The sequence below is a fragment of the Bacillus sp. PK6-026 genome (assembly GCF_054161455.1).
Window position 1 is genome coordinate 40,001 of record NZ_CP096418.1, and the last position, 18,935, is coordinate 58,935.

The window sequence follows — 18,935 nt, forward strand, 5'->3', positions numbered from 1 at the left end:
CTGTATGGATCAAAGGTATAATGAAAGTGATGAAGACACGGTTAAGGTGTCTTTTTTGCTATACACCATGATTTTCGAGCTGAAACTTTGTTTAGCCGATATCCGTATTAGAAAGTAGTATAAAGAAATCATAAAAAAAGAAATTTATATATTAGGAGTAGTGGTGTAATGAAACCGATTCTTCATTTTATGCTTCGTGCAACTGCTGCAAGTGCATTGTCCGTGCTCCTTTGGTTCACCAGCTTCTTCGCGCTTAACCAGACGTTTCTGCTGTCTTCCGCTTATGCAGCCGGAACCTGGGTTGCCGTTTATCTTGGCGGGAAATGGTACGGAACCTATTTGTTTTTAAAAGAAAACCAGCTTACACGGCAGGAATATACCTATATAAAGCAAAATCTGCGGGAAGCTAAGCTGAAAATCGCCCGGTTAAGGAAAGCCTTATTCGCAGTCAAAAACATTCAAACGATTAAACAAAATATAGAAATTCTCCGTATCGTCAGAAAAATTTACAGCATCACAAAGAACGAACCAAAGCGTTTTTACCAGGTTGAACGCTTTTATTATCAAAGCCTTGATTCAATTGTTGAACTGACGGAAAAGCATGCGTTTTTGGCGTCACAGCCAAAACGTAATGCGAAGCTTGAAGTTTCTTTAAGCGAAACACGCATGATGATCGATAAGCTTGCCAAGCAATTGGAAGACGACCTTTATGACTTGCTGAAAACAGACATTGACCACTTGGAGTTTGAACTGGACGTCGCAAAGCATTCAATGAAAAAAGGCTGACGGAGGAAAGCTGAAAATGAGCGAATATAAACCATCGTTACACAAAACTGGCGCACAGCTTAAAATTGATGATTTGCTTTCCGATCCTTTTGGACAAGGAGAAAAGTCTGTTTCCGGCATGGAGGAAGAACACCGCGGGCAGCAAGTAAATCTGGTTGATACGTTATCCGAAGAAAAACGCCGGCAGGCATTCCAACTGGCCGAACAGATCGATCCAAAACAACATGACAGCATGACTCTGTATGGAACGCAAGCTCAATCCAAACTCTTGAATTTTTCACACGAGATGCTTGAGCACGTCCAAAAAAAAGATATTGGTGAAATTGGGCAGGTCTTAAGCGACCTAATGAAAAAGCTTGAACAGGTCAGCCCTGATGAATTGAAAACTGAAAAAAGGAACTTTTTTTCCCGTTTTTTCGGAAGAGTATCCCATTCTGTTCAAGAAGTCTTATCAAGGTATCAAAAAACCGGCGCCCAAATAGACAGAATCAGCGTAAAACTTGAGCATTCCAAAAGCGCGCTGATCAATGATAATAAGATGCTCGAACGGCTGTATGAAAAAAATAAAGAATATTATGAAGCGCTGAATGTCTATATTGCAGCCGGTCAGCTGAAGCTTGAAGAATTAAAACATCAAACCATACCCGAATTAAAAGAGAAATCGAAAACAGAACATCATCATATGGCCGTTCAGGATGTAAATGATATGATTCAGTTTGCCGACCGGCTGGAAAAGCGGGTTTATGATTTAACATTGAGCAGACAAATTACACTGCAGAGCGCCCCGCAAATCCGTTTAATCCAACACACAAATCAAGTGCTGGCGGAAAAGATCCAATCATCGATTATGACAGCAATTCCTCTTTGGAAAAATCAGGTTGCTATTGCGCTTACTCTGTTGAGGCAGCGCCGAGCCGTAGAAGCTCAAAAAAAGGTGTCAGCCACAACAAACGAACTGCTCTTGAAAAATGCCGAGATGCTGAAGGCCAACACGATCGAAACTGCCAAGGAAAATGAGCGCGGCTTTATCGATATCGAAACATTGAAACAAGTGCAGGACAATCTGATCGGAACGCTTGAGGAGACGCTTAAAATTCAAGAAGATGGCCGTTCAAAGCGCCTTCAGGCAGAAGAAGAAATAAGGGCAATGGAAGATGGTCTCAAGGCTAAGCTGCTGGACATGAAAGAAAACCAAAACCGTTTATCATAAGCAAGATAAACATTTACCAAAACGTCCGCCCTTTATGTAATCCGCCTTGAAGGGTATAATAAATGCAGAATGTCATACCGTCACCCGGGAGCACGAGGGTGACGAAGAAAATAGAGAAGATGACTAAAGGATCGGTTATATGAAGACACCTTTATATACAGCATTGGTGAACCATGCTGAAGGACATCATTATTCTTTTCACGTTCCGGGACATCACAATGGAGATGTCTTTTTTGATGAAGCGAAAACCTTTTTCGAAACGATTCTCAAAGTTGATCTAACTGAACTGACGGGTCTGGATGATTTGCATGAGCCATCAGGCGTCATCAAAGAAGCGCAGGATTTAGTTTCGCGGCTTTATGGCGCGGAAGAAAGTTTTTTTCTCGTCAATGGTTCGACCGTCGGGAATCTGGCGATGATCATGGCTGTTTGTCAGCCGGGTGACACGATACTTGTTCAGCGGAACTGCCATAAGTCTGTATTTCATGCGATTGAACTTTCAGGCGCCCATCCGGTTTTTTTGACGCCGGAAATTGATGAGGCGATGGCCGTTCCCACACATATATTGTACGAAACGGCAAAAGATGCAATTTCACAATATCCGCACGCTAAAGGAATCGTGCTGACATATCCCAATTACTACGGACATGCTGTTGATCTGAAGCCGATCATAGAAGAGGCCCATCAACACGACATTCCCGTTCTAGTCGACGAGGCTCACGGCCCCCATTTTGTGCTGGGCCATCCATTTCCCCAGTCGTCGCTGAAAGCGGGCGCCGATGTTGTCGTTCAGTCTGCGCACAAAACGCTCCCGGCGATGACAATGGGATCTTATCTGCATATTAACAGCCGCAGGATGAACAGGGACAGACTGGCATACTATCTCTCTGTACTTCAAAGCAGCAGTCCTTCTTATCCAATCATGGCATCTTTGGATATAGCCAGGGCATACGCCGAAGATATCTTGAAAACAAATCGAACAGCCGATATTGAGAAAGAGCTCCTCAACATGAGAGAAGCCTTTTCTCAAATAAACGGAGCCGAGATCGTCGAGCCGGCTGATGCCGGTATCCAGCAAGATCCGCTTAAGCTGTCTGTCAGATCAGCGTATGGCCACTCCGGTTTTGAACTGAAATCCATATTTGAAGCAAACGGCATCCATCCTGAATTGGCAGATGAAAGGCAAGTCCTGTTGATCCTGCCGCTTGAAGGAAAAAACAAGCCTGCGCCGGAACTGATCAGCACAATCAGCAAAGAAATCAGAGATACAGCTGTTCAACACGATTATCCTGCCGGAATCGGAATCCCTTCTGAAAAAGTCACAGCTTTGCCTTACCGGAAAAGCAAGTTGTCAGCCTTCAAAAAAGAATCGGTTCCTTTTACGGAAGCCGCGGGCAGAATAAGCGCGGAACCGGTCATACCGTACCCTCCGGGTATACCGTTGATTATGGCGGGTGAGAGAATAACAAAAGGGACGATCAGCCGGCTGACGCGGCTCGTCGATCTGAATGTACACATTCAGGGCAGCAATCAGCTCAAACAAAAGCAATTAACTGTATATATAGAAGAGGAGAAATCATGAACGGATTATTTATTACTTTTGAAGGGCCTGAAGGTGCGGGGAAAACGACAATCCTTCAGGCTGCGGCAGACCAATTGACGAAAAACGGCTATTCTGTTCTCGCGACAAGAGAACCGGGCGGCATTGAAATATCTGAACGAATTCGCGAGGTTATTTTAAATCCAAGTCATACGGCTATGGATCCAAAAACCGAAGCCTTATTATATGCAGCCGCAAGAAGGCAGCACCTTGTCGAAAAAGTAAAACCGGCGCTTGAAGAAGGAAAAATCGTCTTATGCGACCGGTTCATCGACAGTTCACTTGCTTATCAGGGGTATGCCAGGGGACTCGGCATTGATGAAGTATTTTCTGTTAATCAATTTGCGATCGGCAATATGATGCCTAATATGACGATTTATTTCGACATCGACCCGGAAGAGGGAATGAAGCGGATCAATATAAATCATGCCAGAGAGAAGAACCGGCTTGATCTGGAAAAACTCCATTTTCATCAGCTTGTTCAAAAAGGCTATAAAGAAGTTATGAACCGGTTTCCCGGCCGATTTCGGATCGTGGATGCCAGTCAGAATGTTGAACATGTGTTAAAAAGGGTAAATAACATCATTAAGGAAGTATTAAAAGAAAATCAGTTGTGACCTGTTTACCATTCATTGTTATAATGGTAGCAAGAGTATCCTTAAGTGTTTCCATCCAAAAGGGGGCTTTTCATATGAAGTTAATTATCGCTGTTGTTCAAGACCAAGACAGCAATAGGCTTTTAAAGGCTTTAACCGATCACAATTTTCGCGTGACTAAACTGGCGTCAACCGGCGGCTTTTTGAAATCGGGAAACACAACCTTCATGTTGGGTGTAGATGATATTCGAGTAGACAAAGCTTTAAGCTTGATAAAAGAAAACGGAAGCAAGCGCGATCAGCTGATTGCCCCTGTTTCTCCAATGGGCGGAAATGCCGATTCATATGTTCCTTATCCCGTTGAAGTTGAAGTGGGCGGAGCAACCGTTTTTGTACTGCCGATCGAGCAATTCCATCAATTTTAAGGGTTGAGGATATGAAAATAAGTCAAGAACTGCGTACAATGATAGAGAAACAGCAGACTCCGCCTGCAAGAGGAGAAAACGTTTCTGCTTCATTTAAAGAGAAGATGAATATACAAAGCGGCAAGCTACGAGTTGAACAGTTGACAATGCTTTTAACAGATATTGAAGCGTTCGGAAAACGCTTATCAAAGTCGAGGAACTTCAAGGATTTGGCCAGATTCAAAGGCTTGATCAAACGATTTGTAAAAGAGACCGTTGAAAACGGGCTGACGGTGGAGAATTCAAGAAGCTTCGATCTGTACGGAAACAGCCGGACATTGAGCATTGTAAAAGAACTGGACGAAAAGCTTGTGCAATTAACAGAGGACCTGATGGACCAAGAAAAATCTTCTATCGAACTTTTAGAACAGATTGGCGAAATCAAGGGTTTACTGATAAACCTTTACACATAGAGAGTGATGGTATGGCTACAACCTGGACAGAAATGCAGAAGCTTCAGCCACGGGTCATGAAGCTTTTGCAAAATAGTATAGAAAGAAACCGGCTTGCCCATGCCTATTTATTTGAAGGGCGCAAAGGGACGGGCAAATTAGACGCGGCAACCCTTCTGGCAAAAAGCTTTTTTTGCCTTGAAGACGGAGCGGAGCCATGTGAGTCGTGCCGGAACTGCCAGCGGATTGAATCAGGAAACCATCCGGACGTTCACGTCGTGCATCCGGACGGACTTTCGATTAAAAAGGGACAAATTCAGGCGCTTCAGGAAGAGTTTTCAAAGACCGGTTTGGAATCGCATAAAAAGCTGTACATTATCTCCCATGCCGATCAAATGACGGTCAATGCGGCGAACAGCCTTCTGAAGTTTTTAGAGGAGCCGAGCAGCGATACAATCGCTGTTCTTTTAACGGAACAGCCGCAAAAATTGCTCGATACGATCATATCGAGATGCCAAGTTTTATCCTTTCAGTCGTTGCAGCCCGAATCAATTGAAAAGGAACTGATCAAACAAGAGGTCTCACCGAATATTGCTGCCCTTTTGTCGAATATGACAAACAATTTATCGGAAGCGCTCGAATTGAGTCGAAATGATCAGTTTGCAGAGTCGCGAGCGAAAGTGATAAAATTGTATGAAGTCTTACACCAGCGAAAAGGACATGCTTTTTTCTATATTCAAGATCAGTGGATGCCCTTTTTCAAGGAGAAAGACCACCAAGAAATGGGTCTTGATATGCTTTTATTTATATATCGCGACGTGTTGTCCATTCAGTTGGGACATGAAGATAAAATACTATTTCAGGACTTATTCCAATCATTAAAACAGCATGCGCTGCAAACAACACAACAAAGAGTGACAAACCAGATACTTGCTGTTTTAGAAGCAAAAAAAACGGCTTTATTCCAATGTGAATGCTCAAGGATTAATGGAGCACTTGGTTTTAATGCTGCAGGAGGGATAAGCTTGTACAACGTTATTGGTGTCCGTTTTAAAAAAGCGGGCAAAATATATTATTTCGATCCGAACGGATTTCAGATAGATAAAGACAGCTGTGTGATCGTCGAAACGGTTCGCGGTGTTGAATACGGGCAGGTTGTCATCGCCAACAAGAAAGTAGACGAGAACGATGTCGTGCTGCCTTTAAGAAAAGTGATCAGAGTTGCGGATGAGCGCGACCGCCTGATCGTTGAAGAGAATCAAGAAGCTGCGCTGTCCGCCTTTGATGTCTGCCAGAAAAAGGTTAACGAGCACGGCCTTGAGATGAAGCTGGTCGATGTGGAATTCACTTTTGACCGCAACAAAGTCATTTTTTATTTTACGGCTGACGGAAGAGTCGATTTTAGAGAACTCGTCAAAGATTTGGCGTCAATCTTTAAAACGAGAATCGAACTGAGGCAAATCGGCGTCAGGGATGAAGCGAAGATGCTGGGCGGCATCGGACCGTGCGGAAGAATGCTTTGCTGTTCCACATTTTTAGGTGATTTTGAGCCCGTGTCTATTAAAATGGCAAAGGATCAAAATCTGTCGCTGAATCCGACGAAGATTTCCGGACTATGCGGACGGCTGATGTGCTGTCTGAAATATGAAAACGATGAATACGAAACAGCAAAAGAACAGCTTCCGGATATTGGGGAAGTGATCGCCACGTCCAACGGCCCGGCAAAAGTCGTCGGCTTGAATATTCTTGAACGCATTCTCCAAGTTGAACTGACAGACTGTGACAAAGTCGTTGAATATACGTGGGATGAGCTGTTGCAAGAAGGTGTCGTATCTGCACAAACCACAGATTAACGAGGTGTGAAACCTTGGATAAAAAAGAATTGTTTGATACAGTGATAAGTTTAGAAGAACAAATCGGGTCCCTTTACCGCCAGCTTGGAGATCTCAAGCAGCATATCGGGGAAATGATTGAAGAAAACAATCATTTACAGCTTGAAAACGAGCATTTGCGCAAGAGGCTGGAAGAAACGGATCAAAGGCTAAAAAACGCAAAATCCGATGAAAAAGAGATAAAAGCAGAAAAGACAGGGCATGCTGATATTGGAGAAGGCCATGATAATTTGGCGCGCCTGTATCAGGAGGGTTTCCATATTTGCAACATCCATTACGGAAGTGTTCGCAAAGAAGGAGACTGCCTGTTCTGCCTCTCGTTCTTAAATAAAAAATAAGAAAGGCTTCCGGCGGAACGGAAGCCTTTTTAACGGTACAATGTGTTTAGGAAAGGGAAAAGACATGATTCAATTAAAAGACGATGAACGACTGGATTATTTACTTGCAGAAGATATGAAAATCGTGCAAAGCCCGACAGTTTTTGCGTTTTCCTTAGACGCCGTTCTGCTGTCGAAATTTGCATATGTTCCGATACAAAAAGGAAACATCATTGATCTGTGCACAGGGAACGGGATTGTTCCGCTGCTTCTCAGCACCCGCACAAAAGCCGCCATCACCGGGGTGGAAATTCAGGAAAGGCTGTATGACATGGCTCTCCGCAGCGTGGAATACAACAACCTACAAAAACAGATTCATCTCATCAGGGACGACTTGAACAATATGCCGCAGGTGCTCGGATATAATAAAGCTGATGTCGTCACATGCAATCCTCCTTATTTCAAGACGCCGCAAAAAACGGAGCAAAACTTAAATGAACATCTGGCCATTGCCAGACATGAAATTTACTGCACGCTTGAAGACGTCGTTCGCGTCAGCAGCAAGCTGTTAAAGCAGGGCGGCAAACTCGCTCTCGTTCACCGGCCGGGGAGGCTGCTCGAAATCTTTGAATTGATGAAGGCCTTCCAAATCGAGCCGAAGCGCGTCCAGTTTGTTTACCCGAAAAAAAGTAAAGAGGCCAACACCATTTTAGTGGAAGGAATAAAAGACGGCCGGCCTGACCTGAAAATTCTGCCTCCTTTATTCGTATATGATGAACAAGATCAATATACACCTGAAATAAGGAAGATTTTATATGGAGACGAGTAGCCATTATTTTTACGTGCTTTCGTGCCGGGACGGTAGCTTGTACGCCGGCTATACAAACAATATCGAGAAGCGCCTGAAAACCCATAATGACGGGAAAGGCGCGAAGTATACGAGGGCAAGGCTGCCGGTAAAACTCCATTATGCAGAGTGCTTTTCAACAAAGCGAGAGGCGATGCAGGCCGAATACTATTTTAAAAAATTATCGAGAAAGAACAAAGAACGTTATATAGAAGAAAAAAGACGGGAGGGTGTTGATTATCAACCGGCAAAAGAGCTTTGACCAAAAATCAGACATGGGCATGTTATATCTCGTTCCGACACCCATCGGCAATTTGGAGGATATGACATTTCGAGCGGTTTCTGTGTTGAAAGAGGCGGACATTATCGCTGCGGAGGATACGAGGCAGACGAAGAAATTGTGCCATGTATACGAAATCGAGACACAGCTTGTCAGCTACCATGAACACAATAAAGAAAGCAGCGGACACAAAATTTTGGAATGGCTGAAAGAAGGTAAAAATGTCGCGCTGGTCAGTGACGCCGGAATGCCGACAATATCTGACCCCGGGGCTGAAATCGTCCGCGATTTTATCGAAATGGGCGGTTATGTCGTGCCTTTGCCCGGTGCAAATGCCGCTTTGACCGCACTGATAGCCTCAGGCATTGCGCCGCAGCCGTTTTTCTTTTTCGGTTTTTTGGACCGTAACAAACGGGAAAGGAAAAAACAGCTCGAGGCTTTGAAAAACAGACAGGAGACGATGATTTTTTACGAGTCCCCGCATCGGCTGAAAGAAACCTTGTCAGCCATCAGAGAGGTATTCGGCAACCGGCAAATCGCATTGACAAGGGAACTCACGAAAAAATTTGAAGAGTTTATCAGAGGTTCGATCGAAGAAGCACTCACATGGGCTGAACAGGAACAGGTGCGCGGAGAGTTTTGCCTTGTGATCGAGGGAAGCCGTGAAGAAACGATCGAAGAGTCGTTCTGGTGGGAGCACCTTTCAGAAAAAGAACATGTCGAGCATTATATCAGCGAAGGATATCATTCAAAAGAAGCCATTAAAAAAACCGCGGTAGACCGCGGCGTTCCGAAACGGAAAATTTATGACGCTTATCATATTCAAAACTAAAAAAACCGCCCTTGCTTCGGCAAGAGCGGTTTTTGTATAATCAAAATAATTATTTTTGAGATTGAAGTTGTGCTTGAATTTCGTTAATGATTTGCTCAGCGCCTTCAGGGCTAAGAACCAATTTACCGCCTGCAAGTTTAAGGTTGTCATCAGAAACTTCACCTGTAACTTGGCAAGTCATGTTTGGTTTATATTTTTTCAAGATGATTTTTTCGTCATCTACATAGATTTCAAGAGCGTCTTTTTCCGCGATTCCAAGCGTACGGCGAAGTTCGATCGGAATCACCACGCGTCCTAGCTCATCAACTTTACGTACAATACCTGTAGATTTCATATTCATTCTCCTCCCGAAAGATTGTTATTTTTATAGGTGTTTATTATCTTCGTCATTATTCGACAAAATCCTTACAGTCCTAGCATAACAAGGTTTCCAATAAACGTCAATCATTTTCTTTTCTATTGTTTGTAAAAATTAGATCATATAGTCAAAAGACCTTGGAAGAACTGATGTAACAAGGGAAATGAAGATGATAAAACAGTAGGATCAATCAAAAAAAAGCCCTTAAATCAAGACTTTCGAACTAAGGTTTTTCCTCATATCGATTATATACGACATTATTCGACAATGAAAGCATTTTTTTGTCGAAGTATAATATTTCTTTCTGTTAAAAAATTTGTAATCGACCGTATTCATGATGGATCGACAATGTATATTTTCTTGAACTTGAAGGCTAAGATGGTATCATATAAAGAGGGATTATATATTGAGTATATACTGAATGAATACACATGCCGCTCTCGTCCTTTGGGCGGGAGTTTTTTGACATTTTAATTGGGAGGTTCCATCATGCCGCAAGAAAAAAATACGTTTTACATCACTACACCCATTTATTACCCAAGTGGAAAGCTACATATTGGACATGCCTACACAACCGTTGCCGGTGATGCGATGGCTCGGTATAAAAGACTGAGAGGCTTTGATGTCAGGTACTTAACAGGTACAGATGAGCACGGACAAAAAATCCAGCAAACGGCGGAGAAGGAAAATATTACTCCGCAGGAATTGGTCGATCGTGCGGCAGAAGACATTCAGCAGCTTTGGAAAAAGCTCGACATATCCAATGACGATTTCATACGGACGACAGAGGAACGTCATAAAAACGTGATCGAAAAGGTTTTTCAGAAGCTGCTTGACAATGGTGATATATATCTTGATGAATATGAAGGCTGGTACAGCATACCTGACGAAACGTTTTACACCGAAACCCAGCTCGTTGATGTTGAGCGAAACGAAAAAGGCGAGGTAATCGGAGGAAAAAGTCCTGACAGCGGCCATCCCGTTGAGTTAATCAAAGAGGAATCTTACTTCTTCCGCATGGGAAAATATGCGGACCGGCTGCTCGCTTTCTATGAAGAAAATCCTGAATTCATTCAGCCTGAATCCCGCAAAAATGAAATGATCAACAACTTTATTAAACCGGGTCTTGAGGATTTGGCTGTTTCCCGGACGACGTTCGACTGGGGAATAAAAGTGCCCGGCAACCCGAAGCATGTCATCTATGTTTGGATAGACGCGCTGTTTAATTACATTACGGCACTTGGCTTTAATACGGCAAACGATGAAAATTATCAAAAATATTGGCCGGCAGACGTTCATCTTGTCGGTAAAGAGATCGTCCGTTTCCATACCATTTACTGGCCGATTATGCTGATGGCATTGGACCTTCCGCTGCCGAAAAAAGTTTTTGCCCACGGATGGCTGCTGATGAAAGACGGAAAAATGTCTAAATCAAAAGGAAATGTGGTCGATCCAGTCACATTAATCGACAAATACGGACTTGATGCATTGCGTTATTATCTTCTCCGCGAAGTGCCGTTCGGTTCTGACGGCGTATTTACACCGGAAGGATTTGTCGAGCGGATTAACTATGATTTAGCGAATGATTTAGGCAACCTGTTAAACAGAACGGTCGCCATGGTCAACAAATACTTTGACGGCCGGGTTCAGTCATACGAAGGCCCGGTTACCGCTTTTGACGAACAGTTGTCATCATTCTCACAAAAGACAATTGAAGCGTACGAACAGGCGATCGAAAATATGGAGTTTTCTGTAGCGCTTTCTTCATTGTGGCAGTTTGTCAGCAGAACGAATAAATACATTGACGAGACAGCCCCATGGGTACTGGCAAAAGATAAGGACAAAGAAAAAGATCTTCAATCGGTCATGTACCATTTGGCAGAGTCGTTGCGCATCACTGCTGTATTGCTGCAGCCGTTCTTAACGCAGACGCCTGAAAAGATTTTTGCACAGCTCGGTGTTACGGATGCGTCATTGAAAACCTGGGACAGCATTAAAAGCTTCGGCCAGCTGAAATCGGTCAAAGTTCAAAAAGGAGAACCGTTGTTCCCGCGTCTTGAAGCGGAAGATGAAGTCGCTTATATCAAATCAAAAATGCAGGGAACGGCTCCAAAAGAAGAACCGAAACAAGAGGAAAAAGCAACTGAAAGGCTTCCGGAAATCACGATAGACGATTTTATGAGCACGGAGCTGAGAGTGGCTGAAGTCATCCATGCCGAACCCGTCAAAAAAGCGGACCGTCTGTTAAAGCTTCAGCTTGATTTGGGCTTTGAAAAACGCCAGGTCGTTTCAGGAATTGCCAAGCACTACAAACCTGAAGAGCTTGTCGGCCGGAAAGTCATTTGTGTAACAAACTTAAAACCGGTCAAACTAAGAGGAGAACTTTCTCAAGGCATGATATTGGCTGGAGAAGACAACGGCGTTCTGTCGCTTGCAGCGGTAGACAGTTCATTATCAAACGGAACGCGAATCAAATAAATGTTGGCAAAGGGTGTTCCACGTGTAACATTTCGTCGAACACCTTTTGTTTTTCGACAATATCTAAAAAAGGTGGCATTTTGATGTTATTTGATACACATGCACATTTAAATGCCGAGCAATTTAATGAGGATTTGGAAGAAGTCATTGCTCGGGCAAAGGAAGAAAAAGTGGAGCACATTGTTGTTGTGGGATTCGATCGTCCGACGATTAAGCGCGCAATGGAATTGATTGAAGCATACGATTTTATTTATGCTGCCATCGGGTGGCATCCGGTTGATGCAATTGATATGACCGATGAAGATTTGGCTTGGATCAAAGACCTCTCTGCCCATGAAAAAGTTGTGGCGATCGGTGAAATGGGACTTGATTATCATTGGGATAAGTCGCCGAAGGACGTTCAAAAAGAGGTGTTCAGAAAACAGATTGCTTTGGCAAAAGAAGTCGGCTTGCCAATCGTGATTCACAACCGTGATGCAACAGAGGATGTCGTTTCTATTTTGCGGGAAGAAGGGGCCGAGGAAGTCGGCGGGATCATGCACTGTTATACCGGAAGCGCCGAAATTGCACAAGAGTGCATAAATATGAATTTCTACCTATCTTTCGGCGGTCCCGTCACATTTAAAAATGCCAAAAAGCCGAAGGAAGTGGTCAAACAAATACCAAATGACCGACTTTTAATTGAGACGGACTGCCCGTATTTAACGCCGCATCCATACAGAGGAAAGCGGAATGAACCAAGCTATGTGAAGCTTGTCGCCGAACAGATTGCTGAATTGAAAGGGATGACTTATGAAGAAATAGCGGCCATCACCACAGAAAATGCAAAAAAACTTTTCGGCATCAGCTGACACGATTTGATATCGAGCCTTGTTCAAGCTTGTCTCTTCGGGGGACGGTTCTAAAAAGTTCTACATGTCTGTTTGCACTCATAGGATATCTTTGTCGACAAGTCTTTCTTTCTTTTATGAGGTGGTTTTCCCATAATAAAAGAGATGGCGGGCTTGCGGAGAAATAGAGAGGAGGGTTGACAGGCTTGTAGATACTCTATATAATCTCCCCGAGGAGAAGGAGGCGTTTTTCATCATACAAAAAATGAAAAAGCTGTTTTCCGTAAAGCTTAGCAAAAGCAGATGGATACTGATTGCTGCTGGACTGCTTGTCGCAGGAAGCGGAACTGCTTACGGAGCACATGAGCTCGCTAAACAGCAAGTCACCATTTCGATAAACGGGAAAAAGCAGGATGTTCGCACGAATGCGGAAACCGTAGGTGAACTGCTGAAAAGCTTAGACATCGAGACGAGGAAAGAAGATCACATCTCTCCCGCTGAAGATACAAAATTAACGGCGAACACGAATGTTGAGTATGTTGCCGCAAAACCTGTTCATTTCGCGGTCGACGGACAGGAAAAAGAAATCTGGACAACAGCGGGTACTGTCGGCAAACTGCTGAAAGATTTAAATCTAGAGTTGGCGGAACACGATCAAATTGAACCCTCAGTTGATAAAGAAATAACGAAAGACATGAAGCTGACTTTGCAAAGGGCTTTTAAAGTAACCGTAAAGGATGCCGGTAAAGATAAAGATATATGGACGACTTCGACTACGGTCGCTGACTTTTTAAAACATCATAAGATCAGCATAAAAGGCGATGATGAAGTTAAGCCTGCGCTTGATAAAAAGCTGACAAAAGATCAGGCGATTCACATTACTCGTATCAAAAAAGTCACCGATGTAGTGGAAGAGAACATCCCTTTTGAAGTCCGCAAAAAAGAGGACGATTCACTTGAAAAGGGGAAAGAAAAAGTTGTACGGGACGGTAAACATGGCAAGCTTAAAAAGCACTATGCCGTTGTGATGAAAAACGGCAAGGAAGTTTCCAGAGAACTGGTTAAAGAGGAAACAGCCGCTGAAAGCAAAGCCAAAATCATTGCTGTCGGTACAAAGCAAGCCGCAGTGGCTACAGTCAGCGCGAATGTATCGCGCGGAAATCAATCCTCAGGAAAAGAATTTTATGTATCCTCTACAGCTTATACGGCAAGCTGCAACGGATGCTCTGGCCACACTGCGACCGGCGTTAACTTGAAAAATAATCCGGGTGCTAAAGTGATCGCTGTCGATCCGAGCGTCATTCCGCTGGGTTCTAAAGTACATGTAGAAGGATATGGCTACGCGGTTGCAGCCGATACAGGCTCAGCCATCAAAGGCCGTAAAATCGATGTATTCTTTCCGAGTAAGTCTACAGCTTACCGCTGGGGTAACAAAAGAGTTAAAATCAAGGTGTTGAACTAAATATCATTTATTACGCTTCTTATATAAGCAGAGGGATTTTGCGCCCTCTGTTTTTTTGGTTATAATAGATCCATCTTGTTTTCTAATTAATTAGACGGTTTTATTACAAAAAGGTTTCAATAATTTTAAAAATGTAATAAAAGGTTTTTCACTATACGGAGGAAGAAATGAAGATTAAAGAAATCATTGTTGTCGAAGGCCGTGATGACACAGCAAAAATCAAATCGGCTGTTGATGCTGATACGATTGAAACGAACGGATCTGCCATAGGGGAAGACGTCATCAAACGGATTCGGCTTGCCCAGGAAACGCGCGGGGTCATTATTTTAACCGATCCTGATTTCCCGGGGGAAAAAATCAGAAAAACGATTGCAGAAAAAGTCCCCGGCTGCAAGCATGCATTTTTACCCAAGCATTTGGCAAAGCCTAAAAATAAGCGCGGAATCGGTGTTGAACATGCTTCGCTTGAGGCAATCCGCGAATGCTTAAAAACCGTTCAGGAGGAAATGGAGGCGACGGAACCTGAGATTGAGGCTCGGGATTTAATCGAAGCCGGCCTGATCGGGGGCCCTCTGGCAAAACAAAGGCGGGAGCGGCTCGGCGAGATATTGAATATCGGCTATACAAATGGGAAACAGCTTCAAAAGCGGCTGCAAATGTTTCAGATCAAAAAGAGTGATTATTTAAGCGCACTGGATGTTGTGCTGCGGGAGGAAGAGCATGAATAAAGATATCGCCACCCCAATTAGAACTAAGGAAATTCTCAATAAATACGGATTTTCATTCAAAAAAAGCCTGGGGCAGAACTTCTTGATTGATACGAACATATTGGACAGAATTGTCGACCATGCGGGAGTGACGGAGCGTACCGGCGTGATTGAAATCGGTCCGGGGATCGGGGCATTGACCGAGCAGCTGGCAAAGCGTGCGAAGAAAGTGACGGCCTTCGAAATCGACCAAAGGCTCCTGCCGATTTTAAAAGATACGCTTTCTCCGTATGATAATGTGACTGTCATTCACCAGGATGTCCTGAAAGCCGATGTCCGGGCGGTAATGGACGAGCAGTTTCAAGACTGCGATGAGGTGATGGTTGTCGCCAACCTCCCGTATTACGTCACGACTCCGATCATCATGAAGCTTTTAGAAGAAAATCTGCCGCTGAAAGGGATCGTCGTCATGCTTCAAAAAGAGGTGGCGGACCGAATGGCTGCGAAACCTTCTACAAAGGAATACGGGTCCCTTTCCATCGCGGTTCAGTTTTATACCGAAGCCAAAACGGTCATGAATGTGCCAAAGACTGTATTTGTCCCTCAGCCTAACGTGGATTCCGCGGTCATCAGGCTGACGCTGAGGGGAGAACCGGCTGTCGCGGTTCAAGATGAAGCCTTTTTCTTTCAAGTCGTAAAATCCAGCTTTGCACAGCGCCGAAAAACGCTTTTCAACAACCTCGTTAACAACCTGCCGAATGGCAAAGAGAATAAATCAAAAATTGAAAGAGCGCTTCAGGATTCACAAATCGACGGAAAACGACGCGGAGAATCGCTGAGCATTGAAGAGTTCGCCGTCTTATCTGACCGCTTGAGAGCAGTCCTTCTTTAATGGAGGGCTTTTTTTATTTGAAGCCGGGCTTTAAGCCTGATCAGGCTTGTCATCCGTTCACCACTTGAAGGGCGGGCACATAGGCTAAAGAAGCACCTTTACTTTTCATTGCTTTATATTCATCAGGATGGGGCTTAGTCTATGTGTGGAGTGAAAAGCATGCAATTTAAAATAGGCGATATGGTCGTCAGAAAATCTTATCGAAGAGATATCTTATTTCGAATTATACGAATTGATCAATCGGCAAATGGAGAACCTGTGGCCGTTTTGCACGGAGATGAGGTCAGATTAATCGCTGACGCATATTTAACGGACCTGGAAATGGTCCGCGAGGCTGAGCGGCAGATGAGAAAGCGGGAAGAAGAATCGAGAATGAAAGAATCCCTCGATCTTCTCCGCCAGGATTACAAACTCCTTCACAATAAACATGAGTACCGCGCCACAAACCAATATAACAATCAACAGCAGTACTTTCATATGCCTGGAAGAGTCCTTCATTTAGACGGGGATTCGGCTTATTTAAAAAAATGTCTGGCGCTCTATGAAAAGATCGGGGTTCCTGTATACGGCATTCATTGTTATGAAAAGAAAATGTCATCGGTCATCGAGGAACTGATCGATGAGTACCGCCCGGATCTTCTCGTCATCACCGGACACGATGCCTATTCTAAGCAGAAGGGTGATATTAACAATCTGGATGCCTACAGGCATTCAAAAGATTTTATCGAAACCGTTCAAAAAGCGAGAAAAAAAATTCCCCATCTTGATCAGCTTGTCATTTTTGCCGGCGCATGCCAGTCCCATTTTGAATCACTGATCAGAGCCGGTGCAAATTTTGCAAGCTCTCCGTCAAGAGTCAACATCCATGCGCTTGATCCGGTCTATATAGTCGCAAAAATCAGCTTCACTCCGTTTATGGACCGCATTAACGTCTGGGAAGTGCTCAGAAACACCCTGACGAGGGAAAAGGGACTCGGAGGCATTGAGACGCGAGGCGTGTTGAGAATCGGAATGCCATATAAAACAAAAGAAAACGATTAAACGAGCCCGCCGGATGGCGGGTTTTTGCCATACAGCCGAATGTTTTTACCTTTTTTTAAAAAAACATACATAATGAAACGAAAAATGAGGAAAATAAGGGAAAGTCGGCGTATAATTTGTCACAAATATTTTATTGACAGAGGCTTATGAACGTTGATATAATTTAAATTTTATTTGACAAAAATGGGCTTCTGGTGTATACTGAATATAGTGAGGTGGATGCAATGGCGAAAACGTTGTCCGATATTAAAAGATCGCTTGATGGACATTTGGGAAAAAGGCTGACGTTAAAAGCAAACGGTGGCCGCCGAAAAACGATTGAGCGTTCGGGCATTTTAGCTGAGACGTACCCTTCTGTTTTTGTGATACAACTAGACCAAGACGAGAATTCGTTTGAAAGAGTTTCATACAGTTATGCGGATATTCTTACTGAGACGGTTGAATTGAGATTTTCTGATGATAAAACCAGCTCAGTAGCCCTTTAATAAGCAGCGGACTTTATGTTTGCTGCTTTTTGTTTTGCCTTTTTTTATCCAGAATTTTTCGGGGAAGTTCTGCCCAAATCGAGCAAAGCTAATACATGTCACTTGTTTTATGATGAGTCAGACGGATGGTATGATACTTGAAAGGGGCTGTTTCGCATGGGCAGACGTCGAAGCATCATGTCAGAGGAATTCAAAAATGAATTGGCTAAGGATCTTGGATTTTACGACACGGTAAAAACCGAGGGCTGGGGCGGAATTCGGGCCAGAGACGCAGGTAACATGGTGAAGAGGGCCATTGAATTAGCCGAACAGCATATGGCTCAAAACCAGCAAAATCATTAAAACAGTGACATACGGAGGGCGCTTCTGTCCTCCGTTTTTTTCATTGATCTGCATTCAGCCGATCAGGTGCTGCAAACGCCTTGAGGATTCGCTGAAGGGGGCAATCGCGATCTGCGGGAATGACCGCATGCTAAGAGCGCGGTGTCCTGCACGTGCGCATGCATTTGTACGTCCTGTACTTCAAAATATGTTACAATGTGGATACTTATGTTTAGATGGAGAAGTAGGTGAATGGATTGCGTATTTTAGAGAAGGCGCCGGCTAAAATTAATTTGTCGCTCGACGTTCGCCGCAAACGTCCAGATGGGTATCATGAAGTAGAGATGGTCATGACGACAATTGATTTGGCGGATCGGATTGAATTAACCGAGCTGGCAGAAGATAAAGTAACGGTTTCCTCGCATAACCGCTTTGTTCCCGACGATCAGCGAAACCTTGCTTATCAGGCTGCAATGCTCATGAAAGAACGATACGGCATTAAAAAAGGTGTTTCTATATTTATTACGAAAGTGATTCCCGTTGCTGCGGGGCTTGCGGGAGGAAGCAGCGATGCGGCTGCCGTCTTCAGAGGGCTGAACCGGCTGTGGGATTTGAAGCTTTCGATGAATGAACTGGCTGAGCTTGGCGCTGAGATCGGATCTGATGTCTCCTTTTGCGTACATGGAGGAACGGCTCTTGCAACGGGAAGAGGAGAGAAAATCCGTCATATCGAGACTCCGCCGCACTGCTGGGTTGTGCTGGCAAAGCCGACGATCGGCGTATCAACTGCAGAAGTGTACAAGCAGCTGAAAGTCGATGAGATTGAACATCCGGATGTTCAAGGTATGATTTCTGCGATCGAAGAGAAGAATTTTCAAAAAATGTGTGACAAACTCGGCAATGTTCTCGAATCTGTTACATTGAATATGCATCCCGAAGTCGCGATGATCAAAAATCAAATGAAGCGGTTTGGCGCCGATGCTGTGCTGATGAGCGGGAGCGGCCCCACTGTGTTCGGATTGGTTCAATACGAATCAAAAGTACAAAGAATCTATAACGGATTAAGAGGGTTTTGCGATCAGGTTTATGCGGTGCGGATGATCGGAGAACAAAATGAACTTGATTAAATCCGTATGTTAAGTTAT

Annotated in this window: 21 protein-coding genes and 1 pseudogene; 21 read left to right on the top strand and 1 reads right to left on the bottom strand. The window is 44.0% G+C overall.

Features of this window, described 5'->3' with window-relative positions; genetic code table 11:
• The first annotated feature begins 168 nt into the window (after positions 1–168).
• The 12 genes and pseudogenes from M1D59_RS00210 (at position 169) to rsmI (ending at position 9,216) form a co-directional block, all read left to right on the top strand.
• Positions 169–786, top strand: a complete 618-nt coding sequence (locus M1D59_RS00210; RefSeq protein WP_101561970.1) for a 5-bromo-4-chloroindolyl phosphate hydrolysis family protein — start codon at positions 169–171, stop codon at positions 784–786.
• A 16-nt stretch (positions 787–802) separates the two neighbouring features.
• Positions 803–1,996: a toxic anion resistance protein gene (locus M1D59_RS00215; protein WP_328031813.1), complete on the top strand. Its 1,194-nt coding sequence runs from the start codon at positions 803–805 to the stop codon at positions 1,994–1,996.
• A gap of 139 nt (positions 1,997–2,135) precedes the next feature.
• Entirely contained in the window at positions 2,136–3,578 is a 1,443-nt protein-coding gene (locus tag M1D59_RS00220) for an aminotransferase class I/II-fold pyridoxal phosphate-dependent enzyme (protein ID WP_458117708.1), read from the top strand.
• Entirely contained in the window at positions 3,575–4,213 is a 639-nt protein-coding gene (gene tmk, locus M1D59_RS00225) for a dTMP kinase (RefSeq protein WP_096747833.1), read from the top strand. Before M1D59_RS00220 ends, tmk begins: the two co-directional genes overlap by 4 nt.
• A gap of 74 nt (positions 4,214–4,287) precedes the next feature.
• On the top strand, positions 4,288–4,617 hold the full coding sequence (locus M1D59_RS00230; RefSeq protein ID WP_003178156.1) for a cyclic-di-AMP receptor: 330 nt from the start codon (positions 4,288–4,290) through the stop codon (positions 4,615–4,617).
• Positions 4,618–4,628: 11 nt separating this feature from the next.
• On the top strand, positions 4,629–5,069 hold the full coding sequence (locus M1D59_RS00235; RefSeq protein ID WP_020449792.1) for a YaaR family protein: 441 nt from the start codon (positions 4,629–4,631) through the stop codon (positions 5,067–5,069).
• A gap of 11 nt (positions 5,070–5,080) precedes the next feature.
• Positions 5,081–6,071: pseudogene (holB, locus tag M1D59_RS00240) on the top strand (DNA polymerase III subunit delta').
• 2 nt (positions 6,072–6,073) lie between these two features.
• Positions 6,074–6,901, top strand: coding sequence for a PSP1 domain-containing protein (locus tag M1D59_RS00245; protein WP_020449794.1), 828 nt, complete (start codon positions 6,074–6,076; stop codon positions 6,899–6,901).
• A gap of 14 nt (positions 6,902–6,915) precedes the next feature.
• Complete coding sequence (gene yabA, locus M1D59_RS00250) at positions 6,916–7,278, top strand: DNA replication initiation control protein YabA (protein WP_020449795.1); 363 nt, start codon at positions 6,916–6,918, stop codon at positions 7,276–7,278.
• Between the two features lie 64 nt (positions 7,279–7,342).
• A complete protein-coding gene (locus M1D59_RS00255; RefSeq protein ID WP_020449796.1) occupies positions 7,343–8,086 on the top strand; it encodes a tRNA1(Val) (adenine(37)-N6)-methyltransferase in 744 nt (247 codons plus the stop codon).
• Positions 8,073–8,366 (top strand): GIY-YIG nuclease family protein, encoded by a 294-nt coding sequence (locus M1D59_RS00260; protein WP_020449797.1) that lies wholly within the window; start codon positions 8,073–8,075, stop codon positions 8,364–8,366. The genes M1D59_RS00255 and M1D59_RS00260 overlap by 14 nt, the downstream gene beginning before the upstream one ends.
• A complete protein-coding gene (gene rsmI / locus M1D59_RS00265; RefSeq protein WP_142238597.1) occupies positions 8,341–9,216 on the top strand; it encodes a 16S rRNA (cytidine(1402)-2'-O)-methyltransferase in 876 nt (291 codons plus the stop codon). Before M1D59_RS00260 ends, rsmI begins: the two co-directional genes overlap by 26 nt.
• A gap of 49 nt (positions 9,217–9,265) precedes the next feature.
• Here the strand turns inward: rsmI and M1D59_RS00270 are convergent, their stop codons facing one another.
• On the bottom strand, positions 9,266–9,556 hold the full coding sequence (locus M1D59_RS00270) for an AbrB/MazE/SpoVT family DNA-binding domain-containing protein (RefSeq protein ID WP_085959887.1): 291 nt from the start codon (positions 9,554–9,556) through the stop codon (positions 9,266–9,268).
• Between the two features lie 507 nt (positions 9,557–10,063).
• Between M1D59_RS00270 and metG the strand changes: the two genes are divergently transcribed.
• The 9 genes from metG to ispE all read left to right on the top strand — a co-directional run bounded on the left by metG (position 10,064) and on the right by ispE (position 18,917).
• On the top strand, positions 10,064–12,052 hold the full coding sequence (metG, locus tag M1D59_RS00275) for a methionine--tRNA ligase (protein ID WP_020449799.1): 1,989 nt from the start codon (positions 10,064–10,066) through the stop codon (positions 12,050–12,052).
• 83 nt (positions 12,053–12,135) lie between these two features.
• Positions 12,136–12,903, top strand: coding sequence for a TatD family hydrolase (locus M1D59_RS00280; RefSeq protein ID WP_020449800.1), 768 nt, complete (start codon positions 12,136–12,138; stop codon positions 12,901–12,903).
• 244 nt (positions 12,904–13,147) lie between these two features.
• Complete coding sequence (locus M1D59_RS00285) at positions 13,148–14,344, top strand: G5 and 3D domain-containing protein (protein ID WP_020449801.1); 1,197 nt, start codon at positions 13,148–13,150, stop codon at positions 14,342–14,344.
• A 167-nt stretch (positions 14,345–14,511) separates the two neighbouring features.
• Complete coding sequence (gene rnmV / locus M1D59_RS00290; RefSeq protein WP_020449802.1) at positions 14,512–15,072, top strand: ribonuclease M5; 561 nt, start codon at positions 14,512–14,514, stop codon at positions 15,070–15,072.
• Complete coding sequence (gene rsmA, locus M1D59_RS00295; protein WP_020449803.1) at positions 15,065–15,943, top strand: 16S rRNA (adenine(1518)-N(6)/adenine(1519)-N(6))-dimethyltransferase RsmA; 879 nt, start codon at positions 15,065–15,067, stop codon at positions 15,941–15,943. Before rnmV ends, rsmA begins: the two co-directional genes overlap by 8 nt.
• Before the next feature lie 159 nt (positions 15,944–16,102).
• The gene (gene yabG / locus M1D59_RS00300) at positions 16,103–16,984 is read left to right on the top strand and encodes a sporulation peptidase YabG (RefSeq protein WP_023855980.1); all 882 of its coding nucleotides are present in this window, start codon (positions 16,103–16,105) and stop codon (positions 16,982–16,984) included.
• A 224-nt stretch (positions 16,985–17,208) separates the two neighbouring features.
• Positions 17,209–17,469: a biofilm formation stimulator Veg gene (veg, locus tag M1D59_RS00305; protein WP_003178187.1), complete on the top strand. Its 261-nt coding sequence runs from the start codon at positions 17,209–17,211 to the stop codon at positions 17,467–17,469.
• 156 nt (positions 17,470–17,625) lie between these two features.
• A complete protein-coding gene (locus M1D59_RS00310) occupies positions 17,626–17,811 on the top strand; it encodes a small, acid-soluble spore protein, alpha/beta type (protein WP_003178189.1) in 186 nt (61 codons plus the stop codon).
• 236 nt (positions 17,812–18,047) lie between these two features.
• On the top strand, positions 18,048–18,917 hold the full coding sequence (gene ispE, locus M1D59_RS00315) for a 4-(cytidine 5'-diphospho)-2-C-methyl-D-erythritol kinase (protein WP_025809574.1): 870 nt from the start codon (positions 18,048–18,050) through the stop codon (positions 18,915–18,917).
• The last annotated feature ends 18 nt before the right edge of the window (positions 18,918–18,935 follow it).